The 14,964-nt window shown below is 60.5% G+C and carries 18 protein-coding genes; 12 read left to right on the top strand and 6 right to left on the bottom strand.

The genetic code is table 11. The features are described 5' to 3' along the window. Positions 1–2: 2 nt before the first annotated feature. From R8871_RS34080 to R8871_RS34065, 4 genes are read left to right on the top strand one after another with little or no spacing between them, the layout of a single operon-like run. Complete coding sequence (locus R8871_RS34080) at positions 3–593, top strand: YmfQ family protein (protein ID WP_175054338.1); 591 nt, start codon at positions 3–5, stop codon at positions 591–593. 7 nt (positions 594–600) lie between these two features. Then, positions 601–1,968, top strand: coding sequence for a gp53-like domain-containing protein (locus tag R8871_RS34075; protein WP_175054337.1), 1,368 nt, complete (start codon positions 601–603; stop codon positions 1,966–1,968). A 4-nt stretch (positions 1,969–1,972) separates the two neighbouring features. Then, the gene (locus R8871_RS34070) at positions 1,973–2,506 is read left to right on the top strand and encodes a hypothetical protein (protein ID WP_175054336.1); all 534 of its coding nucleotides are present in this window, start codon (positions 1,973–1,975) and stop codon (positions 2,504–2,506) included. Between the two features lie 52 nt (positions 2,507–2,558). Then, on the top strand, positions 2,559–4,124 hold the full coding sequence (locus tag R8871_RS34065; protein ID WP_175054335.1) for a hypothetical protein: 1,566 nt from the start codon (positions 2,559–2,561) through the stop codon (positions 4,122–4,124). 177 nt (positions 4,125–4,301) lie between these two features. Here R8871_RS34065 and R8871_RS34060 read toward each other — a convergent pair whose 3' ends face one another. Both R8871_RS34060 and R8871_RS34055 read right to left on the bottom strand, forming a co-directional pair. After that, entirely contained in the window at positions 4,302–4,757 is a 456-nt protein-coding gene (locus R8871_RS34060) for a hypothetical protein (protein WP_175054334.1), read from the bottom strand. A gap of 266 nt (positions 4,758–5,023) precedes the next feature. Then, a complete protein-coding gene (locus tag R8871_RS34055) occupies positions 5,024–5,335 on the bottom strand; it encodes a helix-turn-helix domain-containing protein (protein ID WP_175054333.1) in 312 nt (103 codons plus the stop codon). A 239-nt stretch (positions 5,336–5,574) separates the two neighbouring features. On the opposite strand from R8871_RS34055, the gene R8871_RS34050 reads away from it, so the two are divergent. Genes R8871_RS34050 through R8871_RS34020 form a run of 7 tightly spaced genes read left to right on the top strand, consistent with a single transcriptional unit; the run spans position 5,575 to position 9,179 of the window. Further along, the gene (locus tag R8871_RS34050; protein WP_175054332.1) at positions 5,575–5,970 is read left to right on the top strand and encodes a hypothetical protein; all 396 of its coding nucleotides are present in this window, start codon (positions 5,575–5,577) and stop codon (positions 5,968–5,970) included. Next, the gene (locus R8871_RS34045) at positions 5,954–6,532 is read left to right on the top strand and encodes a hypothetical protein (RefSeq protein WP_175054331.1); all 579 of its coding nucleotides are present in this window, start codon (positions 5,954–5,956) and stop codon (positions 6,530–6,532) included. Before R8871_RS34050 ends, R8871_RS34045 begins: the two co-directional genes overlap by 17 nt. Positions 6,533–6,586: 54 nt before the next feature. Then, entirely contained in the window at positions 6,587–7,156 is a 570-nt protein-coding gene (locus tag R8871_RS34040; protein WP_175054330.1) for a glycoside hydrolase family 19 protein, read from the top strand. A 37-nt stretch (positions 7,157–7,193) separates the two neighbouring features. Next, a complete protein-coding gene (locus R8871_RS34035) occupies positions 7,194–7,565 on the top strand; it encodes a hypothetical protein (protein ID WP_175054329.1) in 372 nt (123 codons plus the stop codon). Continuing rightward, the gene (locus R8871_RS34030) at positions 7,562–7,894 is read left to right on the top strand and encodes a hypothetical protein (protein ID WP_175054328.1); all 333 of its coding nucleotides are present in this window, start codon (positions 7,562–7,564) and stop codon (positions 7,892–7,894) included. Before R8871_RS34035 ends, R8871_RS34030 begins: the two co-directional genes overlap by 4 nt. A gap of 8 nt (positions 7,895–7,902) precedes the next feature. Further along, complete coding sequence (locus tag R8871_RS34025) at positions 7,903–8,358, top strand: hypothetical protein (RefSeq protein WP_175054327.1); 456 nt, start codon at positions 7,903–7,905, stop codon at positions 8,356–8,358. After that, on the top strand, positions 8,355–9,179 hold the full coding sequence (locus tag R8871_RS34020) for a patatin-like phospholipase family protein (protein ID WP_175054326.1): 825 nt from the start codon (positions 8,355–8,357) through the stop codon (positions 9,177–9,179). Before R8871_RS34025 ends, R8871_RS34020 begins: the two co-directional genes overlap by 4 nt. Here R8871_RS34020 and R8871_RS34015 read toward each other — a convergent pair. Further along, the gene (locus tag R8871_RS34015) at positions 9,176–9,646 is read right to left on the bottom strand and encodes a hypothetical protein (protein ID WP_175054325.1); all 471 of its coding nucleotides are present in this window, start codon (positions 9,644–9,646) and stop codon (positions 9,176–9,178) included. The two genes, R8871_RS34020 and R8871_RS34015, sit on opposite strands and share 4 nt — an antisense overlap. Positions 9,647–10,182: 536 nt before the next feature. Here R8871_RS34015 and R8871_RS34010 point away from each other — a divergent pair. Next, positions 10,183–11,019, top strand: a complete 837-nt coding sequence (locus R8871_RS34010; protein WP_175054324.1) for a c-type cytochrome — start codon at positions 10,183–10,185, stop codon at positions 11,017–11,019. 50 nt (positions 11,020–11,069) lie between these two features. On the opposite strand, the gene R8871_RS34005 is transcribed toward R8871_RS34010, so the two are convergent. The 3 genes from R8871_RS34005 to R8871_RS33995 are packed head-to-tail and all read right to left on the bottom strand — an operon-like array spanning position 11,070 to position 14,945. Beyond that, the gene (locus R8871_RS34005) at positions 11,070–13,277 is read right to left on the bottom strand and encodes a xanthine dehydrogenase family protein molybdopterin-binding subunit (protein ID WP_175054323.1); all 2,208 of its coding nucleotides are present in this window, start codon (positions 13,275–13,277) and stop codon (positions 11,070–11,072) included. Beyond that, positions 13,274–14,269, bottom strand: a complete 996-nt coding sequence (locus R8871_RS34000; protein ID WP_175054322.1) for an FAD binding domain-containing protein — start codon at positions 14,267–14,269, stop codon at positions 13,274–13,276. Before R8871_RS34000 ends, R8871_RS34005 begins: the two co-directional genes overlap by 4 nt. Next, positions 14,262–14,945, bottom strand: a complete 684-nt coding sequence (locus R8871_RS33995; protein WP_175054321.1) for a (2Fe-2S)-binding protein — start codon at positions 14,943–14,945, stop codon at positions 14,262–14,264. The genes R8871_RS34000 and R8871_RS33995 overlap by 8 nt, the downstream gene beginning before the upstream one ends. Between the last annotated feature and the right edge of the window lie 19 nt (positions 14,946–14,964).

Genomic DNA, 14,964 nt, shown 5'->3' with positions numbered 1-14,964 from the left:
CGATGGCCGCTCCTGACTATAGCGCCGCGGACTATCTGCAGGCGCTTCAGACGCATTTGCCGCGCGGTCGTGTATGGCCGCGAGATCCGGATGCCATACAGACCGCCGTCCTCTCCGGTTTCACCCCGTGTTTCGCGGCGCTGACGACCCGGGCTAACTATCTGCTCGTCGACGCCTTTCCGCCGTCCACCTTTGAACTGCTTCCCGAATGGGAGTCGACGTTAGGGTTGCCGGATCCATGCGCAGGAGAAGCACCAACGACGCAGCAGCGCGTCGCACAGGTTGTTGCCCGGCTCACTGCGACCGGCGGCCAATCGATTGCCTATTTCACCGCAGTGGCGGCCGCTCTCGGATATGCGATCACGATTACGCAGTTTGTGCCGTCTCGGTTTGGAAAGAATTTTGGAACGCTCTTTGGCGGCACGGCATGGGCGTTTGCATGGCAGGTAAACGCACCGACATTCACGATCGCCGGGTTGCAATTCGGCGGATCGTTTGGCACCCCTTTTGCCTCCTGGGGCAACAACGTTTTGCAATGCGAGTTGCAGCGCTTCGCACCGGCGCACACGACCGTTCTCTTCTCTTACTCCTGAGGCATTCATGGATCGATTGATCGCGCCAAATTCGGTTATAGAAGCGCAGGCTGATACCGCTCCGACGACGGGCACCCCGCAATACGCGACGGATGGCAATCCGGCCACGAATGTTCCTGCAACGCAATGGCCGGCATATCAGTACAACGCGTTCCAGGAAGAGCTCATTGCAATTTTGACGGCGGCCGCCATCGCGCCTGACCGCACGAAAACCAATCAGGTTGTCGCTGCGATTAAACGATTGATGCAGAACACGGTTGTGCTGGCCGACACTGGCGCCGTGAATGCATACACAGCCGTGAACGCCGTGCCCCTGGTCGCAGGCGGATCGCCGACGTGGGTAGACGGTGTTGTGCAAGCGGTCAAGATCGCACACACGAATACTGGCCCATCGACGTATGCGCCGGACGGCCTGACACCGATTCCGATCTACGGTCTAGGCCTTCAGCCATTGCAGGCCAATGAGCTTCTGCTGAACGGTACAGCGATACTCATGCATGCGACGATCGCGAGTGTCAACAGTGGCAACCCGATTTGCGTCTTGATGGAGTGCGCCGGAGGCGCACAGCAGATTCCTTCCGCATCGCAATCTCTGCACGCCGCGCAACTTGGTCAGCTGGGCGCTATTCCGTCCCTGACAGCCACAGTTGCATCCAGTGCACTGACAGCCACTCTCAATGCGCCGCTTAATCTATTCTTCCGCAGCGCTACGCTTGCCAGCGGTGTTCCAACTTCCCTGACAATCGCATCGAACCTGTCGCTCGTTGTTCCATCTGGTGCGACGCTTGGTACTGGTAATGGCGTAGCCGCCACGCTTGCGTTGCTAGCGATTAACAACGCCGGCACAGTTCAACTCGGCATCGTCAATATGGCAGGCACTGCCAGCCTAGATGAGGGCGCACTGATCTCTGCAACCGCCATCAGCGCGGCCGCGACCTCGGCCAATACGATCTATTCGTCGAGCGCCGTTGCTAACTGTCCGTTCCGTGTGATCGGCTTCATAACAGCAACAGAAGCAACGGCTGGCACATGGGCGACGGCACCGACGCAGGTTCAGGGAGCATCAGTCTCACTGCTTGGGTTCGGTTCGGCACAAGGATCTTCGGGTTATCAAAAGTTTCCTAGCGGCACGATCATGCAGTGGGGAACCTACGCCACGAACGGAAGTACTGGTGTTTCAGTCACCTTTCCGATCGCGTTTCCGAATGCAGTCCGTGCGGTCACGGTGAGCGCTAATGTTCCGTCTAGCACTGTCAATGGTGCATATGATTCGGTAAACAGCCTGACTGCTACTGGTTTCCTGGTGGATGGTTGGCAGGCGGGATCAACATCGCGCAGTGGCCACTCTGGAAATTACATCGCGTTTGGGAACTGATCAAATGGGACAGAAATTCGCCGCCTACAATTCGCAAGGGGCAATTGTCGCCTATTACGACAGCGACGATAGTCCGCCGCCGGCGAGTGCGACCACCATTGAGATAACCGACTCGGAATGGCTTATTTGTCTTGCCACGCCGGGGTACACAGTGGTGGACAACGCGATTGTTGCACCGCCAGCGCCAACCGCAGCCCAGATTGAAGCGCAGGCACTTGTGCAATCAGCTCAAGCAGCCTTGGTTGCCGGGCTCCAAGTGTCGAGCACCGGAACACCCGCTCTGAACGGCACTTATGCGATAGACCAATTTAGCCAGATGGATATCATCGCGATCGAAACTGGTTTGAATGCGGGCAAGGGATTTCCTGCCGGCACAACGACGCTTAACTATCCTGACACGACAGGCCTGCTTCACAACTTCTCCGAAGCAAACTTTACTGATTTCGCCGCCGTGGTGCGTGATTACGTGTATGCATTAAAGTCGGTCATGGCAGGCCAGTCGTCATCATTGCCTTCGGCGGCCGTTACGATTGCCTGATGATAGATAGCTTTGTGGTATCTTCGCCCCGAATTAATTATGCGGAGATATTGTGAGAACGGCCTCGATCTGGGCGGCATTGGTTGCCGTTGTCATTCTTGTAACGTCGATTTACGGCGGCGCACATTTCTACTCGCCGATCCCATGGATGGATCAGTGGGACGGCTTCGTAGGCTTCTACAACAGCGTCCATGGTGCGCCATTCGAAACGCTCTTTCAGCAGCATAACGAGCACCGGATCGTTTTCTCCAGACTGCTTTTCCTGACTGATATCTGGGCATTTGGCGGCATGAACGCCTTTACAGTTGTGGCGAACTATGTTCTCGCCGCGCTTATCGCGTTTCTTGTGTGGACTCAGGCGCGGCGCAATTCGGCATCTGACAGTCTGCTGGCAGGCGCTCTGTCCGCTGCGATGTTGATGAGCTGGATGCAACGCGAAAATCTTGCGTGGGGTTTCCAATCGCAGGGCTTCGCAGTCTATCTGTTTGCGCTGCTGGCGTTTGCCCAGTATTCCCGCGGCCGTCTACTGTTTGCGCTGGTGCTATGCCTGTGCGCTACCTATTCGATGGGGAACGGTGTCGCGGCATTCTTCGTGCTGGCTATTCAGGCATTGTTGCTGCGGCGGCCAGCGAAAGATGTGGTGATCGCGATAGTTGCGGGCGCAGCCACCGCGACCGCTTATTTCTGGAAGTTTGTTCCGTCGCCGATCCCGAAGCCGCCCGGGCATGGCATTGTGGCTCAGATCAAGTTCGCTCTGGTGTTCCTCGGAAATCCCCTCTATTACATGCATGCCGGCCTGATCGCGAGTGCCATTCTCGGACTGGTCTCATTGGCGTTCGCGGCATACCTTGTTGTGCGCCTATATCGCGCGCGCAGTATTACGCCGTACCAGTCCTTCCTGATCGCCGGTTACGGATTGGTTGTCGCCTCGATCCTCGGCGCCGCTCACGCTCGCTGGCCTTTCGGATTGCCAGAGGCTGCATCGTCACGCTATACAACGCCGGCACTGATCGGCCTATTGCTACTGGCATTGCTTGCGCTCAACGTGGCACCGCGGGCTCGAAAGGCGATCGCGATCATTTCGGCGGCTTTTGTGACGCTGCTGCTGCCATATCAAGCAACGGCATTCGGTGACAACAGCTATCTTTACACCCGCAAGCTGGCGGTGCTGGCGACAAAGATTGGGCAGGACAATGAGGCTCTGGACCTGAGCGTCTACCCAGGCCATCTTAACTACCTCACGACGTCCGGATGGGCCGATGCGTGGGGCATTGGTCCGTACGGTAAGGGATGGCTGCATGACGCTGGGATCGTGAAATATGATCCGGCGTTACGCGACGACGGTCGATGCATCGGAACGCTCGACGAGGCTAAGGACGGCAGCGCACGTGGTTGGCTGGTGGCGAAGATGTACCGCAATGGCCCGACGCTCGTAGTGCTGGTGCACAACGGCCAGACGGTCGGTTATGGTGTTTCGGGAGAAGGGCGTCCAGACGTGAAGCGCAGCATCAGTATTGCGCCAGCGGATGCAGGCTGGCGCGGTTTCACGCCTAGCGACGATGTGCAGGCGTATGCGTGGCTTGGCGGCCGTTTTTGCGCTTTGCCCGCCTCACGATAGCATCGATGCCGAAGAGTGCGGCGACGACGATTGCCGCCACTACCCAGCCTCCCGCATCCAGGACGACGAGTATCGTTTTAATGGTATCCATGCCCAATTCCTTTATGGCAACGCCGATAAGCGTCGGATGGTAGCAGATTGCGGCGCTGGCGCTCCCAAGCGGGGTTGCGAGCGTTCTCAGAATGCGTAGTTCAGTGAAAGCATCCATTCACCTTTGATCCCGGCCGGCACGTTCTTCGCCGCCCATGACCCGATCGGCGCGTACAGGTAGTTGACGCGAACCGAGAAGGGGCCTTTCGCGACGGCTGCGCCGACCAGCGCGCCGACCTGGATCTTCGGCGGGTGTGTGAGCGTTTCCTGCGTGCCGGCTGGCCCGAAGCGGCCATCCGATTCTGCCGTTGCCACAGCGGTCCATGTGCTGCGGTAGAGCGCCGGGCCAGCCTCGAGGCCGATCTGCCAGCCGCTGCCGAGATCCCAATATGGCTCGACGGTTAGTGCAAGCGCCTGAATGCCGCCGGTGCTGTCGAATTTGCGGAAAGTGCCACAGTCACCATTGACGCATGACTGTGTCGCCACGTTATAGCCGCCCTGTTGGCCAACCGTTGTGAAATCGGCCTCGTCCTGCGGATTCATGCTCGACCACTTCACCTTGCCGAAGTTGGCGTAGGTCAGGTGAAAGCGCAGACCCGGCGTCCAGGAGCGTGGTGCTGCCTCGATCGCATTGAATATGATGCCGACGCGGCCACCGTATGAGCCGTTCGGAGTGTCGTGACTGAATCCCTTGGAATAGAAAATTCCATCGCCGACCTTGGTCGCGGATGTCAGACCGACGCCTGCTTCAAATTGAAACCAGCTTTCTTCGGCGTTCGCGCCGGCGGCCGCACAACCGAGAGATATGGCTACGGCTGCTGCTCTCCATCGTGCGCCGGGGAGACGGATGGCGCGTTCAGGTCGATTTCTGCTCCTGCTTCGCGCATCTTGGCGAGAACCGATTCGATGTCCTTTGGTTTTAGCACCAGCCGCGCCATGGCGAAGAAGAGCATGTACGCGCCGAGCTCGCGCTTGTTTTTGGTGCTGTCTGATTTGGACGTATATCGGCGAAATGCCCGGTCCCCAGCGACGCCAAATAATTCCGCCATCTGCGTGCCGGTCAAGCCGAGCTCCGTTTTCAGGCGCTCGATGTCCTCTGGTTGAGGCGGCTTGTAATGCATGTCGGGAGATTCCAAGTGCGCGAAAAGGCGCACGAAAGCAGGCTTTCATGATCGTTCCTATCGGGATGTCGGACCGCGCGGGAAGCGAGGTGCCAGTACGATCAGAATAGGACCAAAGGTCCTAGTAGTCAAGCAACAAAAACGATTCGGCCAACATGCCGCCCTCGAGGCGGCTTTTTTACGCCCGCAGCGCCGGAGGACAGGAGATTTAGCCGATGTCGGATTTTTGGAACGAGGGTGTGAAATCGATCGTGACGGCTCTCGGTGGCATGGGCACGTTCTGGGTCGGCGGCCGCATGTGGCGGCAGATCGACCGGCGCCGTCAGGCGGAAAGCGAGGGCGGCGCCGAGATCGTTAAGGCCGACGCCGCGGGGCAGGTCGAGTCGATCGCCCGGTTCGAGCGACTGGCCACCCTTGCTGAAGAGCGCGCCGGGCGTGCCGAGCAGCGCGAGCTGCTCGCGGTTCAACGCGCCGACCGCGCCGAAGAGCTGATGCGCGCCGCGGATCGCCGCGCGGAAGAGTCAGAGCGACGCGCGAGACAGGCGGAGGCGGAAGTGGGGGAACTGAAACGCCGTATCGAACAACTCGAACTGGCGATCGGTAACCGGAGAGCGACTGATGACGCAAATTCGTGACTGGCGCTGGTGGGTCTTTATCGGCTGCCTGATGGGCGGGTTCGGCGGGATGCTGGCGGCTGGCTATTTCCTCGGGCAATGGGGCATGTCTGTGGAGCGATCGCAATGGAATGAAGAGCGTGCGACGCTGATGAAAGGGTTTCCCGTTGCTCGAGCTGAAGAGCGAGCCGCATGCATGCGCGAATATTCCTCCCAGATTGACGGCCTTAAGGCCATCGCAGAGGCGCGTGATAAGCAGGCCACGCAAACGGCGGCCGACGTCGCGGATATGAAGTCGCTGATGAAGACGACGAGCGATCTCGCTGCCTACACTTTGCGATTCCTCGGCGATCGCGCCCGGGTGAATGATCAGCAAAGCGCCGTCATGTTGAAACAGACACGCGAGGCAGCCGTGGCCGCTACGGCCGCACAGAAGACGACTGCCCAGGTCGAGCAGAAGGTCAACGTGGCCGCCGTGAAGGCGGATGAGGCGGCGAGTACTGCCAAGGCCGTCGACAAGAAGCTCGACACGGCCACGCACCCGCAACTTCCCTCGAAACCCTGGGCTGGCTCTTACCGTTAGTCCGTCCGGTCGCCTTATCTAACTAGCGCGCTGTTCTGCGCGCCGGAGATCCCTATGTCACCCGATACGCTCGCCTCGGCGCTGCAGATTCCGCTCGCCCGTGCCTCCCTGTGGGCCGATCCGCTCTCCGCTGCCATGGCCCTATGCGCGATCGATTCGCCGGCGCGCCAGGCCGCTTTTCTTGCCCAGTGTGGTCACGAATGCATGCGCTTCCAGTTCCTGCGTGAGCTGTGGGGCCCGACGGCCGAACAGAAGCTCTATGAGCCGTTCACGCCGAAGTCGAAGGCATTGGGCAATACGACGGTCGGCGACGGCTTCCGGTACCGCGGCGGCGGCCTGATCCAGATCACCGGTCGATACAACTACCGGACGATGGGGCAGAAGATCGGCGTCGACCTCGAGGGCGAACCGGATCTGATCTCGCATCCGGACACCGCTTCGCTTGCCTCGGCGCAGTTCTGGGCAGACCGCAATTTCAATGCATATGCCGACGCCGGCGCGTTTCTGACGTTGAGCCGGGCCATCAATATCGGCAACCCGAACAGCGATCTGACGCCGAACGGCATGGATGACCGCGAGCAGCTTTGGACGAGCTGCAAAGCCGCGCTCGGCGTCACCGGCTGAACTCTTTCCCTGTCGTACCAATTCCCATGGAGTTTCTATGCGTATCGATTTGCAGTCTCTCATCAAGCCTTTGTCAGTCGCGTTCCTGCTTCTTCTCTGGTTCGCCCTGGATCTGCTGAAGATCAACGACCCGAAGCTTCAATACACGTGCGTTTCGCTGATCGGGCTCGTGGTGGGTTGGCATGGCATCACGAACTGGCCACTCAGCCTGACAGGCGCACCGCCGGCGGCGGCTACCCTTGTCGAAGGATTGACCGCGCAATTTGCACCCTCGCCGTCGACCATCGTGAACGTCCACGCTGCGGCCCAACCTGATGCGCCGGCGACCACTTCCGTGGCCGTGACCGCTTCGGCGCCCCCGGCGCAGGCCCCGATTGCGGCTCAGCCTTCGGCGGGGACGCTGCAGTGATTCGCGCAACTCTCGTCGCGCTGCTGTGCGCGAGCACGTCTGGGTGCGCCTCGCTTTGGTATGCCGGCATGGCGCGTTACGACATCGAGCCAATCACGAACGCTAACGGAGTGGCCACGAGCTGCTGCGTGCTGAAGGTGTGGAACGGCAAGCAGATGGCCACCGTCGATGCGACCTTCACGCGCTCGGCCGCCGGCGATTACAGCATCTCGCTCCGGGAGACCGACGTGCAGGCCTTCCAGGGGCAAGCAACCGCCGCAGCCGCGGCATCCGACGTCGCAGCTGCGGCCGCTTCGGCTGCAGTTACGGCAATCAAAACCTTCAAGTAGGAAATCCCATGAAACGTTTCTCCAAGCTGCTCGCGGCAGGCCTTGTCGCGTCTCTCACGCTGCTCGCGGGTTGCAACGGCGCGATGCCCACGCTTTCCTTCCAGCAGGCGACCGCGCTCGTCTGCGCTGATGCCAATACGGCCGTCCAAATCATGACGGATGACGGTGTGTTCACCGGTGGCGCGCTGAACACACTCAATAACGACTTCAAACCAGCTCTCGATAAGGTCTGCGCGGCGGGCGTCACGGTTACCAAGCCCAATCTTCAGGCGCTCGTCGACGTCGGATTGCCCTTGCTGAAGTCGCTCGTGAATGCATCGAATCTGCAACAGCAGGCGAAGAACTCTGCGAATGCAGCGGTCGATGTGGTGACGCTTGCAGTCAATACGGCGATTGCATTGCAGCCGGCGACGTCGACCACGACGCCGGCGCCGGTCGCGGCGAGCGGGGTAATCGCATCATGAGCAAACCGATCCGCGTTGCATTCAGCGGATCGGGCTTCAAGGTGCCGGCTCACGTCGGTGCCTTGCAGGCGATCGCCGACGCCGGCTATCAGCCCATCGAGCTGGCCGGCACGTCCGGCGGCAGCATCTGCGCGGCGCTGTACGCGTCCGGCATGTCGCTGTCGGATATGAAGACGCTCGCGCTCACGCACGACTGGTCGAACATGATGTCGTTCAGCCCACTCGCGGCGCTGCGCATGAGGGGGTTCTGCGACGGCAAGACACTGCTCGCGTGGATGCTCGAGCACACCGGCGGCAAGACCTTCGTGGATCTGGCGATCGATTTCACGGCCGTGGCGTCGAACGTGGCCAACGAGGGCGCATTCGATTTCTCGCGCGCTGCAACTCCGGATGTGCCGATCGCCCTCGCGGTGCGCTCGTCGACGTCGATCCCGTTCGTATTCGAGCCGGTGGCGATCGCAGACGCGCTGCTATCGGACGGGGGGATGGTGAACAACATTCCGGTCGACCGACTGAAGGTCGACGCCGTGCCGCGGCTCGGCGTGCAGTTGGTAAGCATGGAGTTGCCGCTCAAGCCGAAGGCGGGGTTGCTGCCGCATCAGTTCGCGATGCGGCTGATCGATCTGATGCTTTCGGCGTGCGAGTCGACGCACGTGAGCGCGGCGCAGGCCGCCGGCGCGAGCATGGCATTCGTTGAGACCGGCTATGCGTCGACGCTCGATCGCAATATGCCGCTCGAGATCCGTCAGCAGCTATATAACGACGGTTATGCCGCGACGAAGGCGTCGCTCGATGCCATGGTCCCCCACGGATCTACCTAACGCCGCTTCTGATGCCGGCGCGCGATCAGGTATGCCGCCTGGTCCGCCGGGTCGTCCGGATCAAAGTCGAAGGCGCCCGCTCCGATAATCGATCGTTCCGGTTGCTTCCACGGTTTTCCCTTTCCTCCGATTGGGCCGACGCGAAACATTTCCGAATCGATGACCGCGCACGCTTCGCGCAACGGCGCGTCTTCGCCAGTCAGTCTCCCGAACTCGGAGCGTTCCGCTGCCCGCGTTGCTTTCGCGAGCAACGTCTTCAGGTGCGCCAACGTCTCCCTCGAATGCTGAACCTCGAGTACGAGACGCCAGACATCCCCATTTTCTTTGTACAGCCGATACCACTCGCGCAGCTCGGCGAGCGTCGGAGGGGCGAAGGGCGGCAGTGGCACGACGACCTCAAAAAAAGCTGTATGGATGTACAGTATAGCGCAGGCCGCCAGACGTCCTTTTTCTGTGCCATAGGCCATCACAAAAACCAATGTAATCAATGGTGTAAGTCGCGCACCTTGGCGATTCTATGGCACATTTGCCGTTTCATAACCCGATGATCTGAAACGGATTTTTAATAAGCAGTTTGGTAGGTTAATAACCTATCCGGGGTTCGAATCCCCGTCTCTCCGCCACGAATTGAATGAGAAGCCGTTGAATCTGAAGAGATTCAACGGCTTTTTGTTTTATCGACTCACAAATCGACGATCAGACGATTTTCATTATTCGTTGAGTACACAGCAGACCCCCTTACGACTGAACGCGGGCATCGTCTGGATCGGTCGGCACGAGAAAACGTTGGCCCGGCTGAGGCGCGGAGTTTTTCCGTGTACCTGTTCTTGCCGACGTTTTTTTTCGCTACGTTTATGTCCGACATATACCGCCCACGCGAATACAATTCACTGGTACTTGGGCGGATACTGGGCGTTTTAAAACGAAGCGCGGCTTGCCTTTCCCGGCGACTTTGGCGATGTTGCCTCCAGCGCCGTCGGCAACAACAATGCACGGAGGACAAATGTCGAAGCGCGTGTTGTTTGCGGTTTTGCTCCTGACGCTCGGCGTGATCGGGCGGTGTGCGGCCGCGGAGTCCATGATCGAACTCAGGATCGGCGGCAAGACTCAGTCGTTTAGCCAAGGGGCGTTGCTGGCGCGTCCGGATGTTGCTGAGATTCACGTTCCGGCAGATGTCGCCTACGGTACGTCGACGACCTATCGCGCAGTGCCGCTGGCCGACCTGCTCGGCAGCGCGACGTTGCCCGCGGACAGCGTGCTCGAGGCACGTGCGACCGACGGCTTCGCCGCGCAACTGCCGATGGACCTCGTACGCAATCGTGATCCCGCGCGAGCCGTCGCATGGCTCGCGGTCGAGGACCCGGCCCAGCCGTGGCCGAAGCTGCCGGGCAAGCCGGTCAGCGCCGGGCCGTTCTACCTGGTATGGATTGGCAAGGAAGCGACGTCCGTGCGCAGCGAACAGTGGCCTTACCAGATCGCGCAACTTGCTACGCAACCCTCCCCATCCGCGCGTTGGCCGGTGCTCGGCGTCGATCCGAAGCTGGCCGCAACCGATCCGGTTCGCGCGGGCCAAAGCCTGTTCATCACGCAGTGTCTTGCCTGCCATCGGCTCAACCATGCGGGTAGTGCGGACACCGGCCCTGACCTCAACGTGCCGATGAATCCAGTCGAATACTTCCAGCCCGCAGCATTGCGCCGTTACATTCGCAATCCGGCATCGGTTCGAGACTGGCCCGGCCGGACGATGCCCGCTTTCTCGCAGGACCAGCTGAGCGATCGCGAGATCGATCTGATCATCGCTTATCTTGCGTACATGGCGCAGCGCAAGGTTGGACGGTAGCGCACTACGCAAAGCGCTACGGCCAGACTTGTATGTGTGAGCTGAACTCCTTAAATCAGCTTGTCCAAGGTGATCGGGAGGCTGCGGACCCGCTTGCCGGTCGCGTGATAGACCGCATTCGCCACCGCTGCGGCTAGCCCCGTCACACCAATTTCTCCGATGCCACGGGCGCCAAACTCACTGAGGTGATAGTCAGGGTAGTCCAGCAGAATGACGTCGATTTCCGGCTGATCTGCATGCACGGGCACCACATACTCGGCGTAGTTGTTATTCGCCGGCAGCCCGCTGCGCGGATCGAACTCGGCCGCTTCGAACATCGCCATGCCGATCCCCATCATGATGCCGCCTTCCACCTGATTGCGCGCCGCGAGCGGATTGACTACCTTACCGACGTCGATTGCACTGACAACCCGCGCCACACGCAGGCGTGAAATGCCGGGATCCCAGCGGACTTCCACAAAATGCACGCCGAATGAACGGAAGGAGAACTTCGACATATCGGCGCCGTCGCTATGGAAGAAACCTTCCGCGCGAGCAAGCCGCTGGCTGGCGAGAATGTCGGCGAACGATACGTGCTTATCGCCGGATGCAAGCGCGCCGTTTTGAACAAGAAGCGAATCAGGCGTTGCCCCCTCGAACGGTGCCGCATCCGCCACTGCGTATTGCCGCAAGCGTTTGAGCGCTTCGCGCGTGGCGCCGGCGATCGCCGACATTGCGCTTGCTGTCGCCCACGAACCGCCCGAGACGGGCCCCGCGGGAAATGACGAACTGCCGAGTTCGACTTCAATTTTCTCTATGGGCAATCCTGTCAATTGACTCACTGTCTGCGCGACGATGGTGTAGGTTCCGGTGCCAATATCTTGCAGGCCGCACTGGGCCAACGCCGTGCCGTCGGCTCGCAACGTCACGCGCGCTTGCGTCGCTACGCGGAACGCCTCCCAGTTGCAGGCGCCTATGCCGTAACCGATGATTTCATCACCCTCGCGCATGGAGCCGACGGCAGGGCTGCGCTGGTGCCAGCCAAAGCGTTCCGCGGCGGTTGTCATTGCTTCGGGAAGGTGATTGCTGGACCACGGCAGATTGCTGCTTTCATCGCGCGTCGACAGGTTCAGCTGACGGAACGTGTGTGGGTCCATGCCGATCGCGAACGCCATTTCGTCGATGGCCGACTCCAGCGCAAACAGTCCTGGCGCTGCGCCTGGCGCCCGCATCGACGTAGGCGTGCCCCGGTTCACCGCGGAGAAGTGATGCGTGACCCGTACGTTCGCACACGAGTACAGGCTTTTCGTCATCCCGCCGCACGCTTCGGTGTAGTTGTCGATGGGCGAGGTGCTGTTGTATGAGTCGTGGCTGATCGAAAGCAGTTTGCCTGCGGCATCGGTTGCCAGGCGCACGTGCTGGATCGTTTCGGGCCGGTGGCCGACCGTCGTGAACATCTGCGCGCGCGGCACGACGAGTTGCACAGGCCGACCTGTCATGCGAGCGGCTGCGCAGGCTGCAACCGAATGGGGCCACGGCCACAGTTTGCTACCGAACCCGGAGCCGATGAACGGTGCGCGTACCTCGACCTGGTCCGCAGTCAGATCGAACACGTTCGCGAGCACGTTGCGATGGTTCAGCACCCCTTGGCTGGATTCATAGACGATGAGCCGGCCGCTTTGCCAGAATGCGGTCGTCGCATGCATTTCCATCGGATTGTGCGTTTCAACCGGCGTTGTATAGGTTTGCTCCAGCCGATGCAGGCCCGCATCGAAACCTGCGTCTGCGTCACCCCGCGAGTGTCCGCGCGGGCCATTTCGGGCTCCATGCTCACTGAGCGCTTCGGCGAGATTGCGAACCGGTTCACGCTCGACATAATCCACCTTGACGCTGTACGCCGCCGCACGGGCCCGTTCGAACGTATCCGCAACCACGAGCGCGACAAACTGGCCAGGATAATAGACCTGGTCGTCCTCGAACGGCAGGCGATGTTCGTCCACCATGGCCGACGACAGGATCTCCGCGAAATTCATCGGCGTAGCCGGGCTTCGATGCAGTTTCAGGAAGTTGCCGTGGTGCAGAACATTGACGACGCCCGGCATGCGGCGCGCCTTATCGTCGTCGATTGCCCGGATTTTGCCGCTTGCAATTGTGCTGTAGACGCCGTACGCGTACAGCATGCCGCCAACTGGATGATCCGCGGCGTATTGCGCGCGGCCGCTCACCTTGAGGCGTCCGTCCACGCGCTTATGCGGAGTGCCGATGATCTGTTCACTCATGCGTGCTCCTGAGCGGTGAGGTCACGAAGATTGCGCACAATCGCCTGCTGTCCGAGTGGCACCTTGTATGCGTTGAGCGTGTACGGACGTGCGTCGCGCATCGCAATGGCAGCGGCGCGGGCGAAAATTTCCATCGAGGCGGTCTGCCCGGCGAGCGATGCCTCGGCTTCGCGGGCGCGCCACGGTTTGGTCCCGACGCCGCCCATCGCGAGACGCGCTTCACGGATGCGCGTGCCTTCCATCACGACAATCGCTGCGCTCGAGACCAGCGCAAACTGATACGACGCGCGATCGCGCAGCTTGAGATAGCCCGACCGGCTGTCGGAAAGTGGCGCATCCAGCGTCACGTGCGTGATCAGTTCGTGGGGTTGCAGCGCGTGCTCTTTCCACGGCGTGTCACCGGGCAGCAGATGAAAGTCTGCAAAATCGATCTCGCGCGAACCTTGCGGGCCCAGAACGGTGATGCGTGCGCCGATGGCAGCCATGGCCACGCACATGTCCGACGGATGACTCGCGATGCAGTGGTCGCTCGTGCCGAGAACGGCATGCACGCTCCGATGCAGACCGCCAATGGCAGCGCAGCCCGAACCCGGTTCGCGCTTGTTGCACGCTGAAATGCCATCGCGAAAGTAATTGCAGCGCACGCGTTGCATGACATTGCCGGCAGTGGTTGCCTTGTTGCGCAACTGCGTCGAGGCACCGGCAAGGATTGCCTGCGATAGCACCGGGTAACGTTGATGTACCAGCGGATGTCGCGCGAGGTCAGTATTCGTCACCAGCGCGCCAATGCGCAGGCGACCGTCGGGAAGCGGTTCGACCTGTTTGAGCGGTAGCCGGTTTATATCGACAATCTGTGCGGGGCGCACAACGTCAAGTTTGACAAGGTCCAACAACGACGTGCCGCCCGCGAGATACGAAGGCTGTTCGCCGCGAGCGTGACGGCTGATAGCCTGCGCGACGGAATCCGCGCGTTCATAGTTGAAGTTACGCATCGGGCAACGCCTTCATGCTGACGCGGGCCGACTGAATTGCCGCCAGGATGTTTTTGTACGCCGCGCAGCGGCAGATGTTTCCGCTCATTGCTTCGCGTACGCTGGCGTCGTCGGACGGGATATTGGGGTCGCGCAGAAGGGCGACGGCGCTCATCATCTGGCCGGAGGTGCAATATCCGCACTGGTAAGCATCGTGCTCCCAGAACGCCTGTTGCACTGGATGCAACTCTCCGCTGCGCTCCAGTCCTTCGATGGTGGTAATACGGTCGCCTTCGTGCTGGATCGCCACTGAAAGGCAGGAATTGATGGCGCGGCCGTTGACATGCACAGTGCAGGCGCCGCACTGACCGTGGTCGCAGCCCTTCTTGGTGCCTGTCAACTGCAACCGGTCGCGGATTACGTCGAGCAGGATCGCGTTGGCCGGAACGTTCAGGGTATGGGTTTGGCCATTCACGTTCAGGTGAATGCGGTGTTCGCCTGTGCGAGGTATGTCGGCGTCGGATAGAGACGTTGCTTCGGTGTCCGACGTACTCGCGCCGGCCGGGCGCAGCCATGGCGTCGTCGTTGCACTTACGACGCCGATCTTGAGAAAGTTTCGCCTCGAAGGGCGGTGCGCAGCCTCGTCCGATCCATCCGCCTCGTGGCTTTTGTCTGTGTCCGGAATCCTGTCTGACATACGCGACTCCTTGTCTTTC

Origin of the sequence: Paraburkholderia sediminicola (assembly GCF_902859805.1) — a bacterium.
GTDB lineage: Bacteria > Pseudomonadota > Gammaproteobacteria > Burkholderiales > Burkholderiaceae > Paraburkholderia > Paraburkholderia sediminicola.
This window is presented reverse-complemented; position numbering and strand designations above follow the sequence as displayed.

What these genes read in the sequence shown, in the direction of transcription:
- R8871_RS34040 (WP_175054330.1), top strand. Translation starts at nt 6,587, where the DNA reads ATGTCACCCGATACGCTCGCCTCGGCGCTGCAGATTCCGCTCGCCCGT.
- R8871_RS34045 (WP_175054331.1), top strand. Translation starts at nt 5,954, where the DNA reads ATGACGCAAATTCGTGACTGGCGCTGGTGGGTCTTTATCGGCTGCCTG.
- R8871_RS34060 (WP_175054334.1), bottom strand. Translation starts at nt 4,757, where the DNA reads ATGAATCCGCAGGACGAGGCCGATTTCACAACGGTTGGCCAACAGGGC.
- R8871_RS34025 (WP_175054327.1), top strand. Translation starts at nt 7,903, where the DNA reads ATGAAACGTTTCTCCAAGCTGCTCGCGGCAGGCCTTGTCGCGTCTCTC.
- R8871_RS33995 (WP_175054321.1), bottom strand. Translation starts at nt 14,945, where the DNA reads ATGTCAGACAGGATTCCGGACACAGACAAAAGCCACGAGGCGGATGGA.
- R8871_RS34075 (WP_175054337.1), top strand. Translation starts at nt 601, where the DNA reads ATGGATCGATTGATCGCGCCAAATTCGGTTATAGAAGCGCAGGCTGAT.
- R8871_RS34055 (WP_175054333.1), bottom strand. Translation starts at nt 5,335, where the DNA reads ATGCATTACAAGCCGCCTCAACCAGAGGACATCGAGCGCCTGAAAACG.
- R8871_RS34070 (WP_175054336.1), top strand. Translation starts at nt 1,973, where the DNA reads ATGGGACAGAAATTCGCCGCCTACAATTCGCAAGGGGCAATTGTCGCC.
- R8871_RS34015 (WP_175054325.1), bottom strand. Translation starts at nt 9,646, where the DNA reads ATGGCCTATGGCACAGAAAAAGGACGTCTGGCGGCCTGCGCTATACTG.
- R8871_RS34020 (WP_175054326.1), top strand. Translation starts at nt 8,355, where the DNA reads ATGAGCAAACCGATCCGCGTTGCATTCAGCGGATCGGGCTTCAAGGTG.
- R8871_RS34005 (WP_175054323.1), bottom strand. Translation starts at nt 13,277, where the DNA reads ATGAGTGAACAGATCATCGGCACTCCGCATAAGCGCGTGGACGGACGC.
- R8871_RS34080 (WP_175054338.1), top strand. Translation starts at nt 3, where the DNA reads ATGGCCGCTCCTGACTATAGCGCCGCGGACTATCTGCAGGCGCTTCAG.
- R8871_RS34000 (WP_175054322.1), bottom strand. Translation starts at nt 14,269, where the DNA reads ATGCGTAACTTCAACTATGAACGCGCGGATTCCGTCGCGCAGGCTATC.
- R8871_RS34010 (WP_175054324.1), top strand. Translation starts at nt 10,183, where the DNA reads ATGTCGAAGCGCGTGTTGTTTGCGGTTTTGCTCCTGACGCTCGGCGTG.
- R8871_RS34035 (WP_175054329.1), top strand. Translation starts at nt 7,194, where the DNA reads ATGCGTATCGATTTGCAGTCTCTCATCAAGCCTTTGTCAGTCGCGTTC.